At 60.3% G+C, this 14,242-nt stretch carries 17 protein-coding genes; 10 read left to right on the top strand and 7 right to left on the bottom strand.

Going from position 1 to position 14,242, the window contains the following annotated elements:
* Positions 1-109: 109 nt before the first annotated feature.
* Positions 110-394 (top strand): Hpt domain-containing protein, encoded by a 285-nt coding sequence (locus NKI10_RS27975; RefSeq protein WP_023806859.1) that lies wholly within the window; start codon positions 110-112, stop codon positions 392-394.
* 15 nt (positions 395-409) lie between these two features.
* Here NKI10_RS27975 and NKI10_RS27980 read toward each other — a convergent pair whose 3' ends face one another.
* The 6 genes from NKI10_RS27980 to NKI10_RS28005 form a co-directional block, all read right to left on the bottom strand.
* Positions 410-1,834 carry a glycosyltransferase family 2 protein gene (locus NKI10_RS27980; protein WP_023817028.1) on the bottom strand — a complete coding sequence of 475 codons (1,425 nt, stop codon included), beginning with the start codon at positions 1,832-1,834 and terminating at the stop codon, positions 410-412.
* Entirely contained in the window at positions 1,834-2,871 is a 1,038-nt protein-coding gene (locus tag NKI10_RS27985) for a HEAT repeat domain-containing protein (protein WP_023817027.1), read from the bottom strand. Before NKI10_RS27985 ends, NKI10_RS27980 begins: the two co-directional genes overlap by 1 nt.
* A 2-nt stretch (positions 2,872-2,873) precedes the next feature.
* Positions 2,874-4,616 (bottom strand): YaiO family outer membrane beta-barrel protein, encoded by a 1,743-nt coding sequence (locus NKI10_RS27990; protein ID WP_023817026.1) that lies wholly within the window; start codon positions 4,614-4,616, stop codon positions 2,874-2,876.
* Positions 4,616-5,008 (bottom strand): response regulator transcription factor, encoded by a 393-nt coding sequence (locus NKI10_RS27995; protein WP_023822643.1) that lies wholly within the window; start codon positions 5,006-5,008, stop codon positions 4,616-4,618. Before NKI10_RS27995 ends, NKI10_RS27990 begins: the two co-directional genes overlap by 1 nt.
* 257 nt (positions 5,009-5,265) lie before the next feature.
* Positions 5,266-5,643, bottom strand: a complete 378-nt coding sequence (locus tag NKI10_RS28000) for a response regulator (protein ID WP_031198823.1) — start codon at positions 5,641-5,643, stop codon at positions 5,266-5,268.
* Between the two features lie 5 nt (positions 5,644-5,648).
* A complete protein-coding gene (locus NKI10_RS28005) occupies positions 5,649-8,084 on the bottom strand; it encodes a hybrid sensor histidine kinase/response regulator (protein ID WP_023822644.1) in 2,436 nt (811 codons plus the stop codon).
* Positions 8,085-8,383: 299 nt separating this feature from the next.
* On the opposite strand from NKI10_RS28005, the gene NKI10_RS28010 reads away from it, so the two are divergent.
* From NKI10_RS28010 to NKI10_RS28020, 3 genes are all read left to right on the top strand, one after another.
* Positions 8,384-8,587: a CsbD family protein gene (locus NKI10_RS28010; protein ID WP_023673385.1), complete on the top strand. Its 204-nt coding sequence runs from the start codon at positions 8,384-8,386 to the stop codon at positions 8,585-8,587.
* 159 nt (positions 8,588-8,746) lie between these two features.
* Positions 8,747-8,926 carry a hypothetical protein gene (locus tag NKI10_RS28015; RefSeq protein WP_023806874.1) on the top strand — a complete coding sequence of 60 codons (180 nt, stop codon included), beginning with the start codon at positions 8,747-8,749 and terminating at the stop codon, positions 8,924-8,926.
* A 56-nt stretch (positions 8,927-8,982) separates the two neighbouring features.
* Positions 8,983-9,276: a helix-turn-helix domain-containing protein gene (locus tag NKI10_RS28020; protein ID WP_031198824.1), complete on the top strand. Its 294-nt coding sequence runs from the start codon at positions 8,983-8,985 to the stop codon at positions 9,274-9,276.
* 91 nt (positions 9,277-9,367) lie between these two features.
* Here the strand turns inward: NKI10_RS28020 and NKI10_RS28025 are convergent, their stop codons facing one another.
* A complete protein-coding gene (locus NKI10_RS28025; RefSeq protein WP_023807146.1) occupies positions 9,368-9,532 on the bottom strand; it encodes a hypothetical protein in 165 nt (54 codons plus the stop codon).
* A gap of 182 nt (positions 9,533-9,714) precedes the next feature.
* On the opposite strand from NKI10_RS28025, the gene NKI10_RS28030 reads away from it, so the two are divergent.
* The 6 genes from NKI10_RS28030 to NKI10_RS28055 all read left to right on the top strand — a co-directional run.
* A complete protein-coding gene (locus NKI10_RS28030) occupies positions 9,715-9,852 on the top strand; it encodes a hypothetical protein (protein ID WP_196814950.1) in 138 nt (45 codons plus the stop codon).
* Between the two features lie 419 nt (positions 9,853-10,271).
* Entirely contained in the window at positions 10,272-10,583 is a 312-nt protein-coding gene (locus NKI10_RS28035) for a hypothetical protein (protein WP_156941094.1), read from the top strand.
* Positions 10,580-10,858 (top strand): class I SAM-dependent methyltransferase, encoded by a 279-nt coding sequence (locus tag NKI10_RS28040; protein ID WP_023817018.1) that lies wholly within the window; start codon positions 10,580-10,582, stop codon positions 10,856-10,858. The genes NKI10_RS28035 and NKI10_RS28040 overlap by 4 nt, the downstream gene beginning before the upstream one ends.
* A 910-nt stretch (positions 10,859-11,768) precedes the next feature.
* The gene (locus NKI10_RS28045) at positions 11,769-12,032 is read left to right on the top strand and encodes a Ros/MucR family transcriptional regulator (protein ID WP_155929721.1); all 264 of its coding nucleotides are present in this window, start codon (positions 11,769-11,771) and stop codon (positions 12,030-12,032) included.
* Positions 12,033-12,531: 499 nt separating this feature from the next.
* Positions 12,532-13,767 carry a tyrosine-type recombinase/integrase gene (locus tag NKI10_RS28050; RefSeq protein ID WP_352862410.1) on the top strand — a complete coding sequence of 412 codons (1,236 nt, stop codon included), beginning with the start codon at positions 12,532-12,534 and terminating at the stop codon, positions 13,765-13,767.
* 84 nt (positions 13,768-13,851) lie between these two features.
* Positions 13,852-14,242 (top strand): transposase (locus NKI10_RS28055; protein ID WP_352862411.1); only part of this gene is annotated, 391 nt, incomplete at its 3' end.

Below are 14,242 nucleotides of genomic sequence, written 5' to 3' on the forward strand. Positions count from 1 at the left end.
TGGGGCACGGCCCACTCTAGTCCGCTCTGACGTGCCAAGCAGCTCGTTTCACTCCACCGAATTTTCTGCTTGAATACCTCTGAAACCTGGCCGTGGAGCGCCTCCCATTTTGGAAGATCCCTTCGCCCCCCTACGGCAACGTTTCCTGGCCCGGTGCGCCGCTCAACTAGCGGAGTTGAAGGCGGCGCGTCACACAGTCCTTTTGAAGGGCTCCAACGACCCGCTGATTGGGACGGCGCACTCGCTCGCTGGAGCCGCGGGAACCTTCGGGTTTGCGGAGGTCAGCCTGCAGGCATCGGCACTGGAAACATCGCTGATCGAGCAGGCGGATGACGGAGCCGTGCATGCCGCGATCGATGCGCTTATAACTGAAATCGAGCGGACGCTGCGGTGATTCAACTGGCTGGACTCACTTCTTGGGGCCAGTCAGGCCGGTCCTGGTCATCTCGCCCCAGCTTTGGTCGGCGCGCAGATATTGCCACCATCCCTTCACGCGCCAGAGATTGTTGAGCTGGCGGTAACCGAAATTCTCGATCACAGCCACGGCCGTGAGCAAGGCGAGATCCCGCGCGCGCGGAAAACGTTGAAGCTCGGCCTCTTCGAGGACCAGCGAACACACGCTCACGCAAACCCCGTAGGTGAAAACCAGCGACGTGAATGCCAAGAGATATTCGGTCGAAAGGATGCCGAGCAGCCAGAAGGTCGGGATCAGCACATAGCCCAGCACCTCCGATATCGGCCCTAGCACATCGACAATCAGTATGTGGCCAAACCCGAGGAAGCCAACGCGCCCATAGCGGGGGTTGAAGAGCATGGAGCGGTAACGGAAGAAGCATTCGAGCGCACCGCGCTGCCAGCGCGTACGCTGCCTTGCCAGAACGCGAAGTGACTCCGGCGCTTCGGTCCAGCACACCGGCTCAGGAATGAACTGGATGCTGTATCTTCGCTTGGTGTCCATCATGTGGCGATGCAGCTTGATCACGAGGTCCAAATCTTCACCCATCGACCCACTGGTGAAGCCGCCAACTGCCACAACTTCCGTGCGGCGAAACAGACCAAAGGCGCCGGACACCAGCATCAGCGAGTTGATGCGGCTCCATGCAAGCCGCGCCATGAGAAAGGCCCGCAAATATTCGACCACCTGCAGCAGCGGCAATAGCCGGCGCGGCAGCCGGACCTCGCGCACCCTGCCACCTTCGATCCTGGAGCCGTTGGCAATCCGAATCGTGCCGCCCACGGCAATGGTGCGCTCTGGATCGTCGATGAAGGGCTGCGCGGCACGCATCAGCGCATCGGGCTCGAGGATGGAATCGCCGTCGATCACGCAAAACAGCGGCGCGCGGCAGACATTGATACCGGCATTCTGGGCATCTGCCTTGCCGCCATTTTCCTTGTCGACCACGAACAGCCGTTCGGTAATCAACGAGGAATAGAGCCCGCGAATCGGCTTGTGCGCCAGGGCGTCCTCATAAGGCCGGTGGAATTTCACCAGCTTGAAGCCTTCGATAAGGCGCTGCAGAGTCTGATCCTTCGAGCCGTCATTGATGACGAGCACCTCGAAATTCGGATATTCGAGCGCCAGCATCGAGTGCACGCTCTCGACTACGTTAACTTCCTCATTGTAGGCGGGCACCAGCAGCGCGATCGGCGGCGCGACGTCGCCATAACGGTGCCACAGCAGCGCCGATCGCGCGACTGGCGGGCGCTTGGACAGCGCGTAGGCGGCAATGATGAGTTGCAGGAGGTATACCGCCGTCTGCGCCAGCCCTGCCCCAATGATGAACCAAGACAGGATAGAGGCACCCAGGATGATCTCTTGGCTCCAGTCGAACATCACGCGGCCGGCCCCTCGGCAAGGATCAGTGAGGCCGTGCGCTGGCGGCGCGAGACCTCGCTGGCGGCGATCTCGCGCAGCACCTGTTCTCCCTGCTGGCCGAGCGAGCGCAATGCGTTAGCGGCGGCATAACGCACGGTCCATGCCTCGTCGTCCATCAGCTGAGCGAGCGGCGCGGCGAGTTCAAACAGGCCGAGGCGGCCCGCTGCATCGGCAGCGTCGGCACGCACATCCCAGCCGCCATTTTCCATCGCCTTGGCCAGGATGGCCGGCGCATTGGCATGTCCCGTCAGGCCGAGTGCCCGCAATGCGGCTGCGGCGACCTCCGGTGACGGATCGCCAGCCGCGCGAGCAAAGAACTCACCAAACCGGAAGCCGCCGTTGCGAGCAAGCGCATCGATTGCCGCCGCCCTGATAAAAGGCACCGCGTCCTCACGGCTGCCGTAATCCTCAAGCTCGTCGAACCGCTTTGACGGAAAGCGCCTGAAAAGCTCGATCACGCGCCGTGAGCGCTGCCCCGCCACGCCGATCTTGCGTAGCGTTATGACCAGCGGCGGCAGGGCGCCGATATCGCACAGCGCAATCGCGACGGCGATCCTGACCTCGCGCGACCGGTCGCGATCGAGCGCCGAAAGCAGGTTTGCCACCGCGTCCTCCGAACGCAGCGCGGCCAGCATCTCGGCCGCGTGGATGCGTTCGGCGCCGTTGCCTTTTTCAAGCTGGGTGCCCACAAGGGTCGGCAGGCCACATTCGTTGAAGGCTGAAAGCAGCTCGTCGTGCTCCTCGCCGCGCAGCAGCGAGATAAACTCGAAGCCGGCATCGATCGCCACCCTTGCCGGCACCGCAAGCAGCGCTGTCTTCAATGCCTCGCGATCGCGATTTTCGGTGAAGGCGATCAGCGCCGTTAGAAGAAGGCGCCGCTGATCGGCGCCCTCCGTCCCCCGGCGCTCGTGCAGCACCCGGCGCCCGATCAGCAGAAGCATGATCACCAGGGAAAGGGCACTGAGCAGGATGGACAGGTACCAGACGTACAACATGATCAGAACCGCGCAGTCAGGCCGAGCCCGAATGTGGTTAGGTCGAATGTCGGGCGCTGCTCATGGGCGAGGCTACTGCGCAGCGTCAGCGGGTCGGAAACGTCCCAGGAGATGCCCCCAAAGACGGTACGCGTAGGCACCAGCGTGCCGTCGGAGATCTCGGGGGCATCCCCAAAACCACCAAAAACATTGACGCTAGGGGTAACTGCAAGATCGACTCGCAGGACATAACCATCGGCGCGCGTGCCAATGTCGTCGGCTGCGTGGACCCAACGTGCCGAAAGCCCGAGCCGGCCATCCAGGACATAGGCCTGCACCCAGGGCGAGATGGTGGTGATCTCGGTGTTGGCAAAATGGTCATAACGGGTATCGACGTTAAGCGAGAACGGGCCAAACGCTTTGGCGGGCGCGAGGATCTGCCATGAAGCGCCGGCTCCGATCGAGTAGCGCGCGAGGAAATCGGCATCCGGCGTCGCAGCCACCAGCGCATGCGCTGAAACAGTGGGCGAGAAAGCCTGGTCGATGCGGCCCTCGATCTGGAAGTCGGTGTGGCCGAAGCGGGTCGCCACCCGGGTGCGGCCCGAAATTGTCGTTTGCGCGCTGAGCCGATATGCTAGGCCAGCCGAACTGTCGGTCCAGCCACCAAGCCCCTCGGTGAGATCGCTCACTTCGCTGCCCAGATCGAGCCGCCATTTGCGTGGCGGCGGCGCGGCGAGCCTCTGCTCGACATCGCGCGAGCCGGGTTCGAGGGCAAGCGCCTGGCGGTAGGCGGCTCGCGCGCCAGCATCGTCGCCACGCGCTCGGCGCAGATCGCCGATCCCCACAAGCGCCTCAGCGTTGCGCGGATCGACCGCCAACACCCGCAGAAACGATTGCTCGGCCCGCGTGTCATCCTGCTCCAGCATGGAAATCCGCGCATCGAGAGCGATCAGTTCGGTATTGTCACGTTCAGCGCCAAGCACATCACCGATCATTGTGCGGGCTCGCGGCACGTCGTTCTGCCAGATCGCCAGACGGACCTTGCCTAAACGGGCGTCGAGAAGTCCGGGCCTGATGGCCAGCGCCCGGTCGAAAAAATTCCCGGCTTCGTCAAATTTCTGTTGGGATCCAGCCACGAGACCCATGGCGACCAGGATGTCGGTGTTTTTCGGCGCCAGCCGCAGCGCTCGGCGGTAGGCGTTCTGCGCCTCGGGCAATTGTCCCGCCGCCCGCAATCTCTGGCCCTTCTCCATCAGGCCGGCGACGGGATCCGGCCGCGGCGGACGCAGCCTCTTTCTCACGGTCGCAGGCTTCGCTTTGCTGCTGCCGGCTTGCTGGGCCTTGTGGATGCTGGCGACAAGCGTACTCGCATCGGCATTGTCGGGCTGGGCACGCGAGACTTTTTCGGCCAGCGGCAGGGCAGTGTCCAGATTGCCCGACCGGAACTCGACCTGAGCCATGCCGAAGCTGGCATCCAGATATTCCGGCGCAATCGCAAGCGCCTTGGAAAACGCTTCACGCGCCGCCGGCAGATTGTTGCGGCCAAGTTCGGTGAAGCCAAGTTGCACCACGGCGTCGGCATTGTCCGGCTTGAGCGCCAGCGCACGCCTAAGCAGCTGCGCCGCCTCGTCGAAATGCTGGGCCTGCCTGGCCTTCACGCCGGAGGCGTACAGTTCCTCGACCGTCTGGGCCAGCGTCGCGGCGGGCACTGCCGCAACCGCCAGGAAGACGCATGCTGCAACCGTGGCGCACCGGCCGCGCCTCATCAGCGCTTCCCGCTCTTCCGCGCCAAGAGACGCGCAAGCCGGGCCAGGAGTTCCTCGGGAATGAAGGGTTTCACAAGGTAGTCGTCGGCCCCCTTCTCAAGAGCGGAGACGATGTCTTTTTCGCCCTTGCGGGCGGTCAGCATGACCACCGGGATTTCCGACAAAGCCGGTTCGCTCTTTATGCGGGCAAGAACCTCTAGGCCGTCGGCCTTGGGCATCATCGCGTCGAGCACGATGATATCGGGCGCCTCATGCTCCGCCTTCAAGAGCGCTTCCGCCCCGTCTACTGCTTTGATGACCTCGTATCCCTTTGCCATGAGCCTGAATTCCATCAGTTCGATCAAAAGGGGATCGTCATCGCAAATCAGAACTCTTGCCTTCGCTCCGTTCAACAGCCTTGCTCCGGTTCCGTCGCCCCCCGGAGTGATCAATCCATGAACCACATCCGCCAACGCGGCTCATGCAGAGAAACATTGTTCTCAACTCTCATCGACATCCGCCGATCCTAGGCAATTATAGACCACCTGATTCGCTACGCCTGCATCTCGGCACAATCAGTAGATGAATAAGGAGACATGGTATAGGAGCCGTGAACGACGTCGCTCAGTCTGCAGCCAGACTGCGCTCGGTGCTCAAGCCAAACGTCGACTCAGGCGCGCCGTCGAAGCAATCTTTTGACTTCACCGGCAAGCGCAAGCGGGTCGAACGGCTTCGCGATGACCCCTACCGCCCCCATCGCCAGATAGCGTTCGACCTCATGGGTCTGGGTGCGCGCGGTGATGAACACCACGGGTATCGAAGCCGTCGCCCCAGACCCGGCCAGGCGCCGCAGCGTCTCTGGTCCGTCCATGTCCGGCATCATTACGTCGAGCAGAATAAGGTCGGGTCGCCATTCGGCGGCATCGGCGAGCGCCTGCAAGCCGGACGGGCAGGACAGCACCTCGAACTCCGGCTCGAGTTCCAGCGACATCTGGGCGATTTCGCGGATATCGTCCTCGTCATCCACATAGAGAATCCTTGCGGGCATGAGCGTCACTCCTTGGCGTGCGCGGCAGGTTGGGTGCGGGACGAAACCAACATGCTCCTGACCAGCTTTGCCACATCGATTTCCGACGCCCTGGTCTTGGTCAGGATGGCCTGCACGCGATCACCTAGTTTCTGGTCTAGCTCCGCCGCCGAAAACACGATGACCCCAGTCTCGAGCGGCAGATCGGCCAGCAGGTCCAACCCCGATCCGTCGGGGAGTGCAATATCCAGGATCACCAGATCGAAGCGATGCCGGCCGATCGCCTCCCGGGCGTCCTTGAGGGTCTTCGCAGAAGTGATCGAGACCCCCGAACCCAACCCCTCCGACATCACCGCAAGCACGCCCTCGTCGTCCTCGAGATGCAGAATCTTCGGCCTCTGCTCGGTCCTGCCAGCAAGGATCTTGGCAAGGGCGGCGTGAAGCCGCTTTGAATCCACCGGCTTCTCCAGCCAGTCGACAATACCGACGGCGCTGCCGTTCAGCGACCCCCTGGCCTCATCGGCAACGGCGGAGATGACGATGACCGCAATGTCGGAATTGACCGGCGATGCCCTAATGTCGTGGAAGAGCTTGATACCGGATTCCCCCGCCAGCTTGATGTCGAGGGTCAAGGCCACGTATTCGCGGGACCTCAGAAGCGCCGTTGCCGTGGCGATATCGGGTGCGATGTCGCTGGAAAAGCCCTCCGCATCCAAGAGTGCCGCAATCACGGCGGCGACGTCGGATTCGTCTTCACAGATCAGAACCCGTAGGCGGCCATCGGGCTTCCGCGTCAGGTGCGGTGGCGGATACGGCCTTGGGTGGTGCCTGCGTGCTTCTGCAAGGTCGAGGTGGAACGAGGTTCCCTTGCCTTCCTCGGTTTCGAAGGAAATGGCTCCGCCAAGTTTTTCGGTAATGGCCTTGACGATGCTCAACCCCAGGCCGGTGCCGCCTATCTTACGCGTGCTGGAAGCGTCCGCCTGCTCGAATTTTCCGAATATACGGCCGCGGAAAGCCTCCGGGATGCCAGTGCCCTGGTCCATGACGGAAATACGCAGCATGTCGCCGTCACGACGCTGGAATTTCACCGTGACGGTGCCATCAGCATGCGAGAACTTGATCGCGTTCGACAGAAGGTTCGCCATCACCTGATGCAGGCGATCCGGATCGATGTTGGCCTCAGCGCGCGGGGCATCGTCGATCAGAACGATCTTGATCCGGCTGTCAGCCATGTAGTTGGAGCTGGCGGCAATGGCCTGCTCTAGCACCTGACGGACAGGCATCTGCTTGATCTTGAAGGTGATCACGCCCGATTCGATCTTCTCGATATCCAGAATGTCGTTGATGAGGAGAACCAGCCTTTCGCTATTGGTGTGGGCGATGTTGACGAGATTGGCGGCCTTCGGCGGCAGTTCGCCGGCAACACCGGCCGCGATCAGGCCAAGCGAGCCGCGGATGGAGGTCAACGGGGTGCGCAATTCGTGGCTGACCGTGGAAATGAAATCGTTCTTGAGCTGGGCGGTGCGCTTCTGCTCGGTGATGTCGCGATTGTAGGTGATGACGCCAACGATGTTGCCCGACTCGTCGCGGAAGGGGGCCTTGAGCGTGTAAAGCCAACCTTGCCGGCCGTCCGGGAAAAGCGCCGGCTGGTCGATCCGCAACGTCTGCCCGGCCTCCAGTGCGCCCATCTCATCTTGCCGGAAGCGCTCGGCTACATCCCTGGGGTAGAAATCGAAATCCGTCTTGCCGATCAGATCGTCGACCGAAGCGGCGCGAACCATTTCGGCGGTGGCGGGGTTGGCGGCGATGAAACGGCCGTCGACATCCTTTATGTTCAGGCAATCCGGCAGTTCTCGAACCATGGCCCGGTAGGTCATGTTGGACATCAAGAGCTCCCGCCGGCGCTGCTGCCGGTCGAGCAGGACGCCGATGATGATTGTGCTTAGGAAGCGGAATACGAGGGACGGGAACGTGCTCTGCTGCACAAGACCGGTAAGGGCTTGCGCTGGGATGACCAGGAGCGTGATAAGCCCGGCGAGAGCGACCGTTACGCTAAGACCGAATATGTCGTACATGGTGCGCGATCGGGCCGCGACGAAGTGGTGCCACGCGATGCCGACAATTGCGGTAATGAGGATACCCATGACACCAGCACCTGCACCCTGCCCGCCCAGATGGGCGCGATAGGCAATGGAGCCGGCCGTGGCGATGAGCATTGCCGGCCATCCGCCGAAGAACGCGGCCGCAGCAATGAAGGCGGCGCGCAGATCGACGACGAAGCCGGAGACGGACAGGGCCGTCGCCATGGAGATGACCGCGCCAACGCACATGACCAAGCCGAGAAGCAGCGACTGCATCCGCCGCGAGAAGCGCCCGGTGAAATCCGCCACAAGGTCCCAGGCGACCACGAGAATGGAGACCAAGGCAAGGTTGGCGAGGAGTGAATGCCAGATGTCGGTCATCACTTCGGCTCCTTTTCCCGACAAATACCGGCAAAACCTATCCGAGATCTAAAGAAAATACAGACGGTCGGTGGCACGGTGGTAGCGCCTTGATTGCTCGCGCTTCTCAAGCAGTCAGTCAGAAGGCGTTAAGGGCGATGACCTGCGCAGACGCCCCTGCTGCATTGTTCTGCTCTAACTGCTCCCGGACAGAGGCGAAGTTTCCATTGCTAGATCACCAGCAAGCGCGCTTACCTGCAGCGGAACCTGATGGCCACTACGACCGTTGTTCGAAAGGACAACGAAAGGAGATCGCCATCATGGACTGGAACCGCGTCGAAGGAAATTGGAAGCAATTCAAAGGCAAGGTCAAGGAGCAGTGGGGCAAGCTCACTGATGATGATCTCGACCGCATAGCCGGCAACCGCGATCAGCTCGAAGGTACGATCCAGGAGCGCTACGGCATTGAGAAGGATCGCGTGCGGCGAGACGTCGACGACTGGTATGGTCGACAAGACTCGTAGGCAGGACAGTTGAACCTAGTCAAATAAGGGCGCGGTCACAAACCGCGCCCTTTTCGTGTTTTTGGCATCCGTGTGCCGTTCGGCTCGGCCTTGAACAAGCGATTTATGGGAACGTGTCGGCTTCCAGCCGCGTTGATCTCTACAATGGAGATCGTAGCAATGTCCATCCACAAAGAAGACTATCGAACGAACAAGGCTGACTACCTGATAGCGAAAAGGCCAGATCTGGTTGAGAAGACCAAGCCGAAAAAGAAGACATTGCGGCGTGCAGATCAGCGTTCCGCAAAGTTATTGGAAAACCCCGCCGCGTTATCCGAGAAGCCGGCCTCACGCCGTTAGAGAAATCGCAGAAGGTCAGGAGGAACATTTTAGCGATACTGAATGTTCGACTGTCTATGGACAGCCGAACCGTACCCTCCGCAGATCAATCCAGAGCAGCACGAGCCCTACTGAACTGGTCGCGTGTGCGACTTGCCGCAAAGGCCAATCTTAGCGAAATGGTGATCAGCGATCTTGAGAACGAATTCAGGAAACCGCGTCCCCACAACCTCGCCGCCATCCGCAAAGCGTTTGAGGATGCCGGAATCGTCTTCACCGTCGAAGGCACTCCATCGCTAGCCCGCTCAGAAGGCGATAGCGGCCTCGCCGCCGATAATAGACAGTGGCGCCGCCGGGAGAAAAAAGGATAAGGGGAAAAGCCTGTGTACCCTCCTCTGCAACCCGATCTCTAAAGCGGCCGCTGACAAGGGCGGTTGTTCACTGACTTTGTTCCGACTTCAGTCAGGCGAACCCTCCGGGGAACCTCCCTTGAGATAGCCTCTGCTTCAGGTCGTTGGCATTCAGGATGGCGGCCAGCTCTTCGGCATACTCCATGTCGGGAAGGTCGACAGATGGGTGGCCCGCTACAATAGCCGGCAGCCCGGTGAACACGTCGAACACCGCCACGTCCCATCCGGTTCCCGCCTTACGCCGTACCGCAGAGTTGCCATGAGGGGATAATGGAAGTCGGGAATATGTTGTACAAAAATGCGAGCGGGCGATCGGACAACGGGCACGCCTTTCCGGAACTTTTGCCGCTGCGACGGGTTAGGCCGGGCATAACCAGAATAGCCGACCTCGGACCGCCCATGCCCGGCAAGCCACATGACCCTGACTGGGAATTCTATGCGCGCCCCATCTGCGGCCAGCGGGTCGACCGGCGTGACTTCCGCCAGGTCATGGGGCACGAGCAACCGGACCATGAGCCGCTCGAACTGGATCAGTGAGGCAGGAAAAACTGGGCAGCCTTCATTTTTCAGTATCGAACCAGCGTTTGCGCGCCACCGCTTCTAGGCGCATGGTGCATGGATGAGCTCTATCGATCGGAAGCTGTCGGAATTGAATCACATTCAGGAGGCCTTGACTGAAGAGGCCATAATCCTGCGCTATCTCTCCGAGATTTCGCGCCAAGACGCGAGAGAGATATGCGAAGAGCTCCGCCAAATGGTAGGTGTGGCTCGCAGCAGCAACAAATTCGCGTCCATCATCACCGGCTCGTGCAAAGGCTAGGCGACGGCGGCCCGCGCCACCCCAGGAAGGAAAGCACGGGCCCGACTGTTGCTGTCTTCCATCTTCCGGAGGGCGAAGACGATGGGCAAAAACTTGGCACCACTCCACGCATGACTTGATACTCTTGGGATTATCATTGGATAATCAGGTCCAACAGAGGCGGCTGATCCGACGGGGGCGAGTTCCCCCCAACGAGCGCCATGTGGGATCGGATGGCGCCACGATTTATAGCGAAACCACTGTCCTGGCCGACCGAACCGGCGGCTGGCTGGTCCGGGCCGGAATGAACCGGGGCAATGCCCGGCTCAACGGCTACGCTCTCGATCATTTGCAACTGGTAACGGCAGATCGTGCCGTGGAGGTCGGTTTCGGCGGCGCAGTTTTACTGCCGCAACTTAACCGTGAGGCAGCATTCGTTTGCGGTGTTGATCGCTCGCAGATGTCGTGAACGCTGCCTCCCACCGGTTCGCCGATGCAGTGCGCGCCGGACGAGCCGAGTTCCGAACCGGGCTAGTCGAGGACTTGCCCTTGCCGGATAGCACATTCGACAAGGCTCTCAGCGTCCACACAGTGTACTTCTGGCAAAGCCTTAGAGCTGGATCCGCAGAGCTCCATCGCGTCCTCAAACCAGGCGGTCGCGTCGTGCTGGGCTTCCTCCCGAAGGCACATATGGACCGGATGAACATGCCGGCCGATGTTTTTTACACCTCGCGAGCCGGATGAGGTCATTGCTGCCTTGCGAGAGGCAGGGTTCAGCGACCCTGAAGTGCGGAGACCGAGCACGGAAACCGCCTGGCTCGTTGTGACAGGCATACGAAGATAGGTTTCGGCGCCTGGAAGCGGAGAAGCCCGCTGCCGAAGCCAACTGGCTTTGTTGCAGGGCCGTGGTTTGCCTAGGCTCCTCTGGGTTCAACACTGGGTGCCAATTGCGCCGTCACTGCGCTGAGACGCCCACGTTTGGTCAGTACTGGCTTGCTGTATTCTTTCTTCACTGCAGTCCCTCTCTAGCGAATTTCGGCAAAGCGCCTTGGGGCCTAAAGGTTCTCACTCATCGGTGCAGGTTGATGGCGTGCACACAGCCGTTACGGCCGAGAGCTTCTCACGCTTCTTTAATTCAGGCTTCTGATAAGTCTTCTTCATGCAGGATCCCCAGGTTTGTCCCTCAACGCGAAATGCGGTGCGCCGGCCACGATTGTCAACCAGAAACACTGAAGTAGCGGCCGAGCGACGCCAGGGGGCCGGCACGCGCGGTCAGGGCGGCGTGCGCAGCGTGGATGCTGCAATTGCCTGGCCGGTTCCCATTGCCTGCTAACGAGCGCACACTGCTGCGTCGCCTCGAAAAATCAAAAACAAACAGGCACGAGGCGCTTGGGAGCGATCATCAGGCTTTCGCCCGACCAGGGAGAAGGCCCATGCCCACACCGGCACAGAGCCGGCTCATGTATTTTATGGGCCAATTCGTTCACAACGAGAGCATCGTTTCCAAGCAGGATATTATCGTTGGCTTACTGGATCACGAAGGCAGTCCGACGGCCGACGCCGACGAATTGCTGGCGAACTTGCATCAATCACTGCAACAGCCCGGCAGAGCTTGCACGAGGCGCAAGAGATATAGAGATATATCGAGTCAGAAATGCGGAGTAGCGAAAAAACCGCTTCATTGTCAGGTTTGAGCAGCCAAATCGCACCGGTTGCGAAAGAGCTTGTGCCTGCGGCAAATCCAAAAAAGTCTGTGTTCGCGGATCACATCATCAGCCTGGAGCAACATGAGGAACGGCTGGCGGCGCTTTTCGCTGCGCCGCGTCCACCCTATAAAGCGGTGGTATGGGCCAAGGTCTCAGGACCCGCAAATAGCCACCTGTTCTTCGCACGATGTCGGCTTTCAGAAACCGCCTAAAGCGATCCCGATATTGGGCGCAATGGCCATCCGTTCTGATTAAGTCGTCTTGGCCAGCCGTGGTCTTCACTCGACCCCGCATGATGAGGTATGACCAAGAAGGATGTAGACTAAACCGGAAGAGACAAGGTGCAGGTGCAAGGCATTGAGAGAAATAGCAGGAACCGAACCAATCCACAGGAATATTTTGTTGGTATTTATGTTGGTAGCAGATGCGGCTAACGTTCCCCTAAGTATCTGAAAGCAAAACGGGATTTTCTTCACTTGAATTCCGCCTCTGGGCACCATCCCCCCTTCTCCCGGCACTCCTTTTCACCGAACCTTCTACGCTGCAGCTTTTGCAACCGCTTGGAATTGTTGGTCTTATGCAGTCGCATTGCGCGGTTAAGCGGGACACGGAGCGCTTCAGGAGCATTTGGTCCAACGAGGCGGGGGGATGGTATTTCCGTTGGTATTCGACATCCTGATGGTATCGAAACAGCCAAGGGAGACCTGACGAATGCCCCTCTCCGACGTGAAATGTCGAAATGCCCGCCCTGCTTCCAAGCTCGTGAAATTATCTGATGGGGGCGGGCTGCAGCTATGGGTACAGCCCACGGGCTCTCGCCTCTGGCGGCTCGCCTACCGCTTTGACGGCAAGCAGAAACTGCTCGCGCTGGGCAGCTATCCCCTTATCTCTCTCGCCGAGGCACGGGAGGCGCGCGATGACGCTAAAAGGCTTCTGCTAGCTGGCGTCGACCCTGGAAAGGAACGCAGCTTGCGGAAGGCCGATTCGGCAAAGGACTCCTTTCGCTCAATCGCGGACGAATATGTTGACAAACTAAAGAAGGAGGGACGTGCCGACCGGACGATCAGCAAGGTCAAATGGCTGCTCGACTTTGCCTATCCGATAATTGGCGACAAATGCATTCGGGAGATCGACCCGGCCACCATCCTTACTGCCCTCCGCCGCGTGGAGGTTCGCGGTCGATACGAGTCGGCCAGGCGACTGCGCTCCACGATCGGCAGCGTGTTTCGATACGCAATCGCGACCGCACGCGCCGAGACAGATCCGACCTTCGCCCTCAGAGGCGCACTCATCAGTCCGACGGTAACGTCTCGCGCCGCGATTACCGATCCGAAGGCCTTGGGCGGTTTGTTGAGGGCGATCGATGCATTTGAAGGACAGCCTACAACCCGGGCCGGCCTGATGCTGATTGCGCTGCTGTTTCCCCGCCCCGGGGAGCTTCGCGTCGCTGAATGGGAAGAGTTCGATTTTGAAAGCTCGGTGTGGACCATCCCTGAAGCACGCATGAAAATGCGACGGCCGCACCGCATACCCCTATCAAAGCAGGCGATCAGCGTCCTGACTTCACTCAGGGAAATTTCTGGTGGTGGATCGCTGCTGTTTCCTAGTGTTCGATCGGCTTCGCGTCCGATTTCCGACAATACGCTAAACGCCGCACTGCGTCGTATGGGTTACGGCAAGGAAGAAGCTACCGCGCACGGCTTTCGAGCAACGGCATCAACTTTGCTGAACGAATGCGGCGAGTGGCATCCGGACGCGATAGAGCGGCAGCTGGCCCACATTGAGAACAACGACGTTCGGCGCGCCTATGCCCGGGCAGAGCACTGGGAGGAGCGCATCAACATGATGCAGTGGTGGGCCGATTATCTGGATGAACTCAAGAGCAAAAACCCGCGGGTGAACTCAACCGAGGGACGCCGCAAGCCTGCTGTCCAGGTAGTGTGCTGAGAGTTCTGCAAATTCGCTGAGAGAGGGCGGTCATGGCAGGCTGGTGATGTTCAACGTCACCGATTCCCTGGAAGGAACGCCACCATGACCAAGACAGAAGGTAAATCGACCAGCGCTGCCGTCAAAGACATTCTGCTTTCGAACCCGGAGGGGCTGCACGAAGTGATCCGTGCGGTAATGCAGGAGGTTCTCGAGGCCGAGATGGAGGAGGCGCTGGGTGCTTCGAAGGGCGAACGCACGCCTGAGCGCCTTGGGTATCGCTCGGGTTACTACGGCCGCACCCTGGTCACCCGGGTGGGCAAGCTTGAGCTGCGGGTTCCACAGGACCGGGCGGGTCACTTCTCCACCGAGCTGTTCGAGCGCTACCAGCGTTCGGAGCGGGCCTTGGTTGCGACGCTTGCGGAGATGTATGTGCAGGGCGTGTCGACCCGCAAGGTCAAGGCGATCACGGAAGAGCTGTGCGGTCATGCGTTCT

The organism is Mesorhizobium sp. M0802, from assembly GCF_040320115.1.
In the GTDB taxonomy this organism is placed as follows: Bacteria; Pseudomonadota; Alphaproteobacteria; order Rhizobiales; family Rhizobiaceae; genus Mesorhizobium.

Coding starts and splice junctions, on each gene's coding strand:
- NKI10_RS28050 (WP_352862410.1), top strand. CDS start 12,532: ATGCCCCTCTCCGACGTGAAATGTCGAAATGCCCGCCCTGCTTCCAAG.
- NKI10_RS28045 (WP_155929721.1), top strand. CDS start 11,769: ATGCGGAGTAGCGAAAAAACCGCTTCATTGTCAGGTTTGAGCAGCCAA.
- NKI10_RS28015 (WP_023806874.1), top strand. CDS start 8,747: ATGTCCATCCACAAAGAAGACTATCGAACGAACAAGGCTGACTACCTG.
- NKI10_RS28005 (WP_023822644.1), bottom strand. CDS start 8,084: ATGACCGACATCTGGCATTCACTCCTCGCCAACCTTGCCTTGGTCTCC.
- NKI10_RS27990 (WP_023817026.1), bottom strand. CDS start 4,616: ATGAGGCGCGGCCGGTGCGCCACGGTTGCAGCATGCGTCTTCCTGGCG.
- NKI10_RS28030 (WP_196814950.1), top strand. CDS start 9,715: ATGCCCGGCAAGCCACATGACCCTGACTGGGAATTCTATGCGCGCCCC.
- NKI10_RS28010 (WP_023673385.1), top strand. CDS start 8,384: ATGGACTGGAACCGCGTCGAAGGAAATTGGAAGCAATTCAAAGGCAAG.
- NKI10_RS28020 (WP_031198824.1), top strand. CDS start 8,983: ATGGACAGCCGAACCGTACCCTCCGCAGATCAATCCAGAGCAGCACGA.
- NKI10_RS27985 (WP_023817027.1), bottom strand. CDS start 2,871: ATGTTGTACGTCTGGTACCTGTCCATCCTGCTCAGTGCCCTTTCCCTG.
- NKI10_RS27980 (WP_023817028.1), bottom strand. CDS start 1,834: ATGTTCGACTGGAGCCAAGAGATCATCCTGGGTGCCTCTATCCTGTCT.
- NKI10_RS28000 (WP_031198823.1), bottom strand. CDS start 5,643: ATGCCCGCAAGGATTCTCTATGTGGATGACGAGGACGATATCCGCGAA.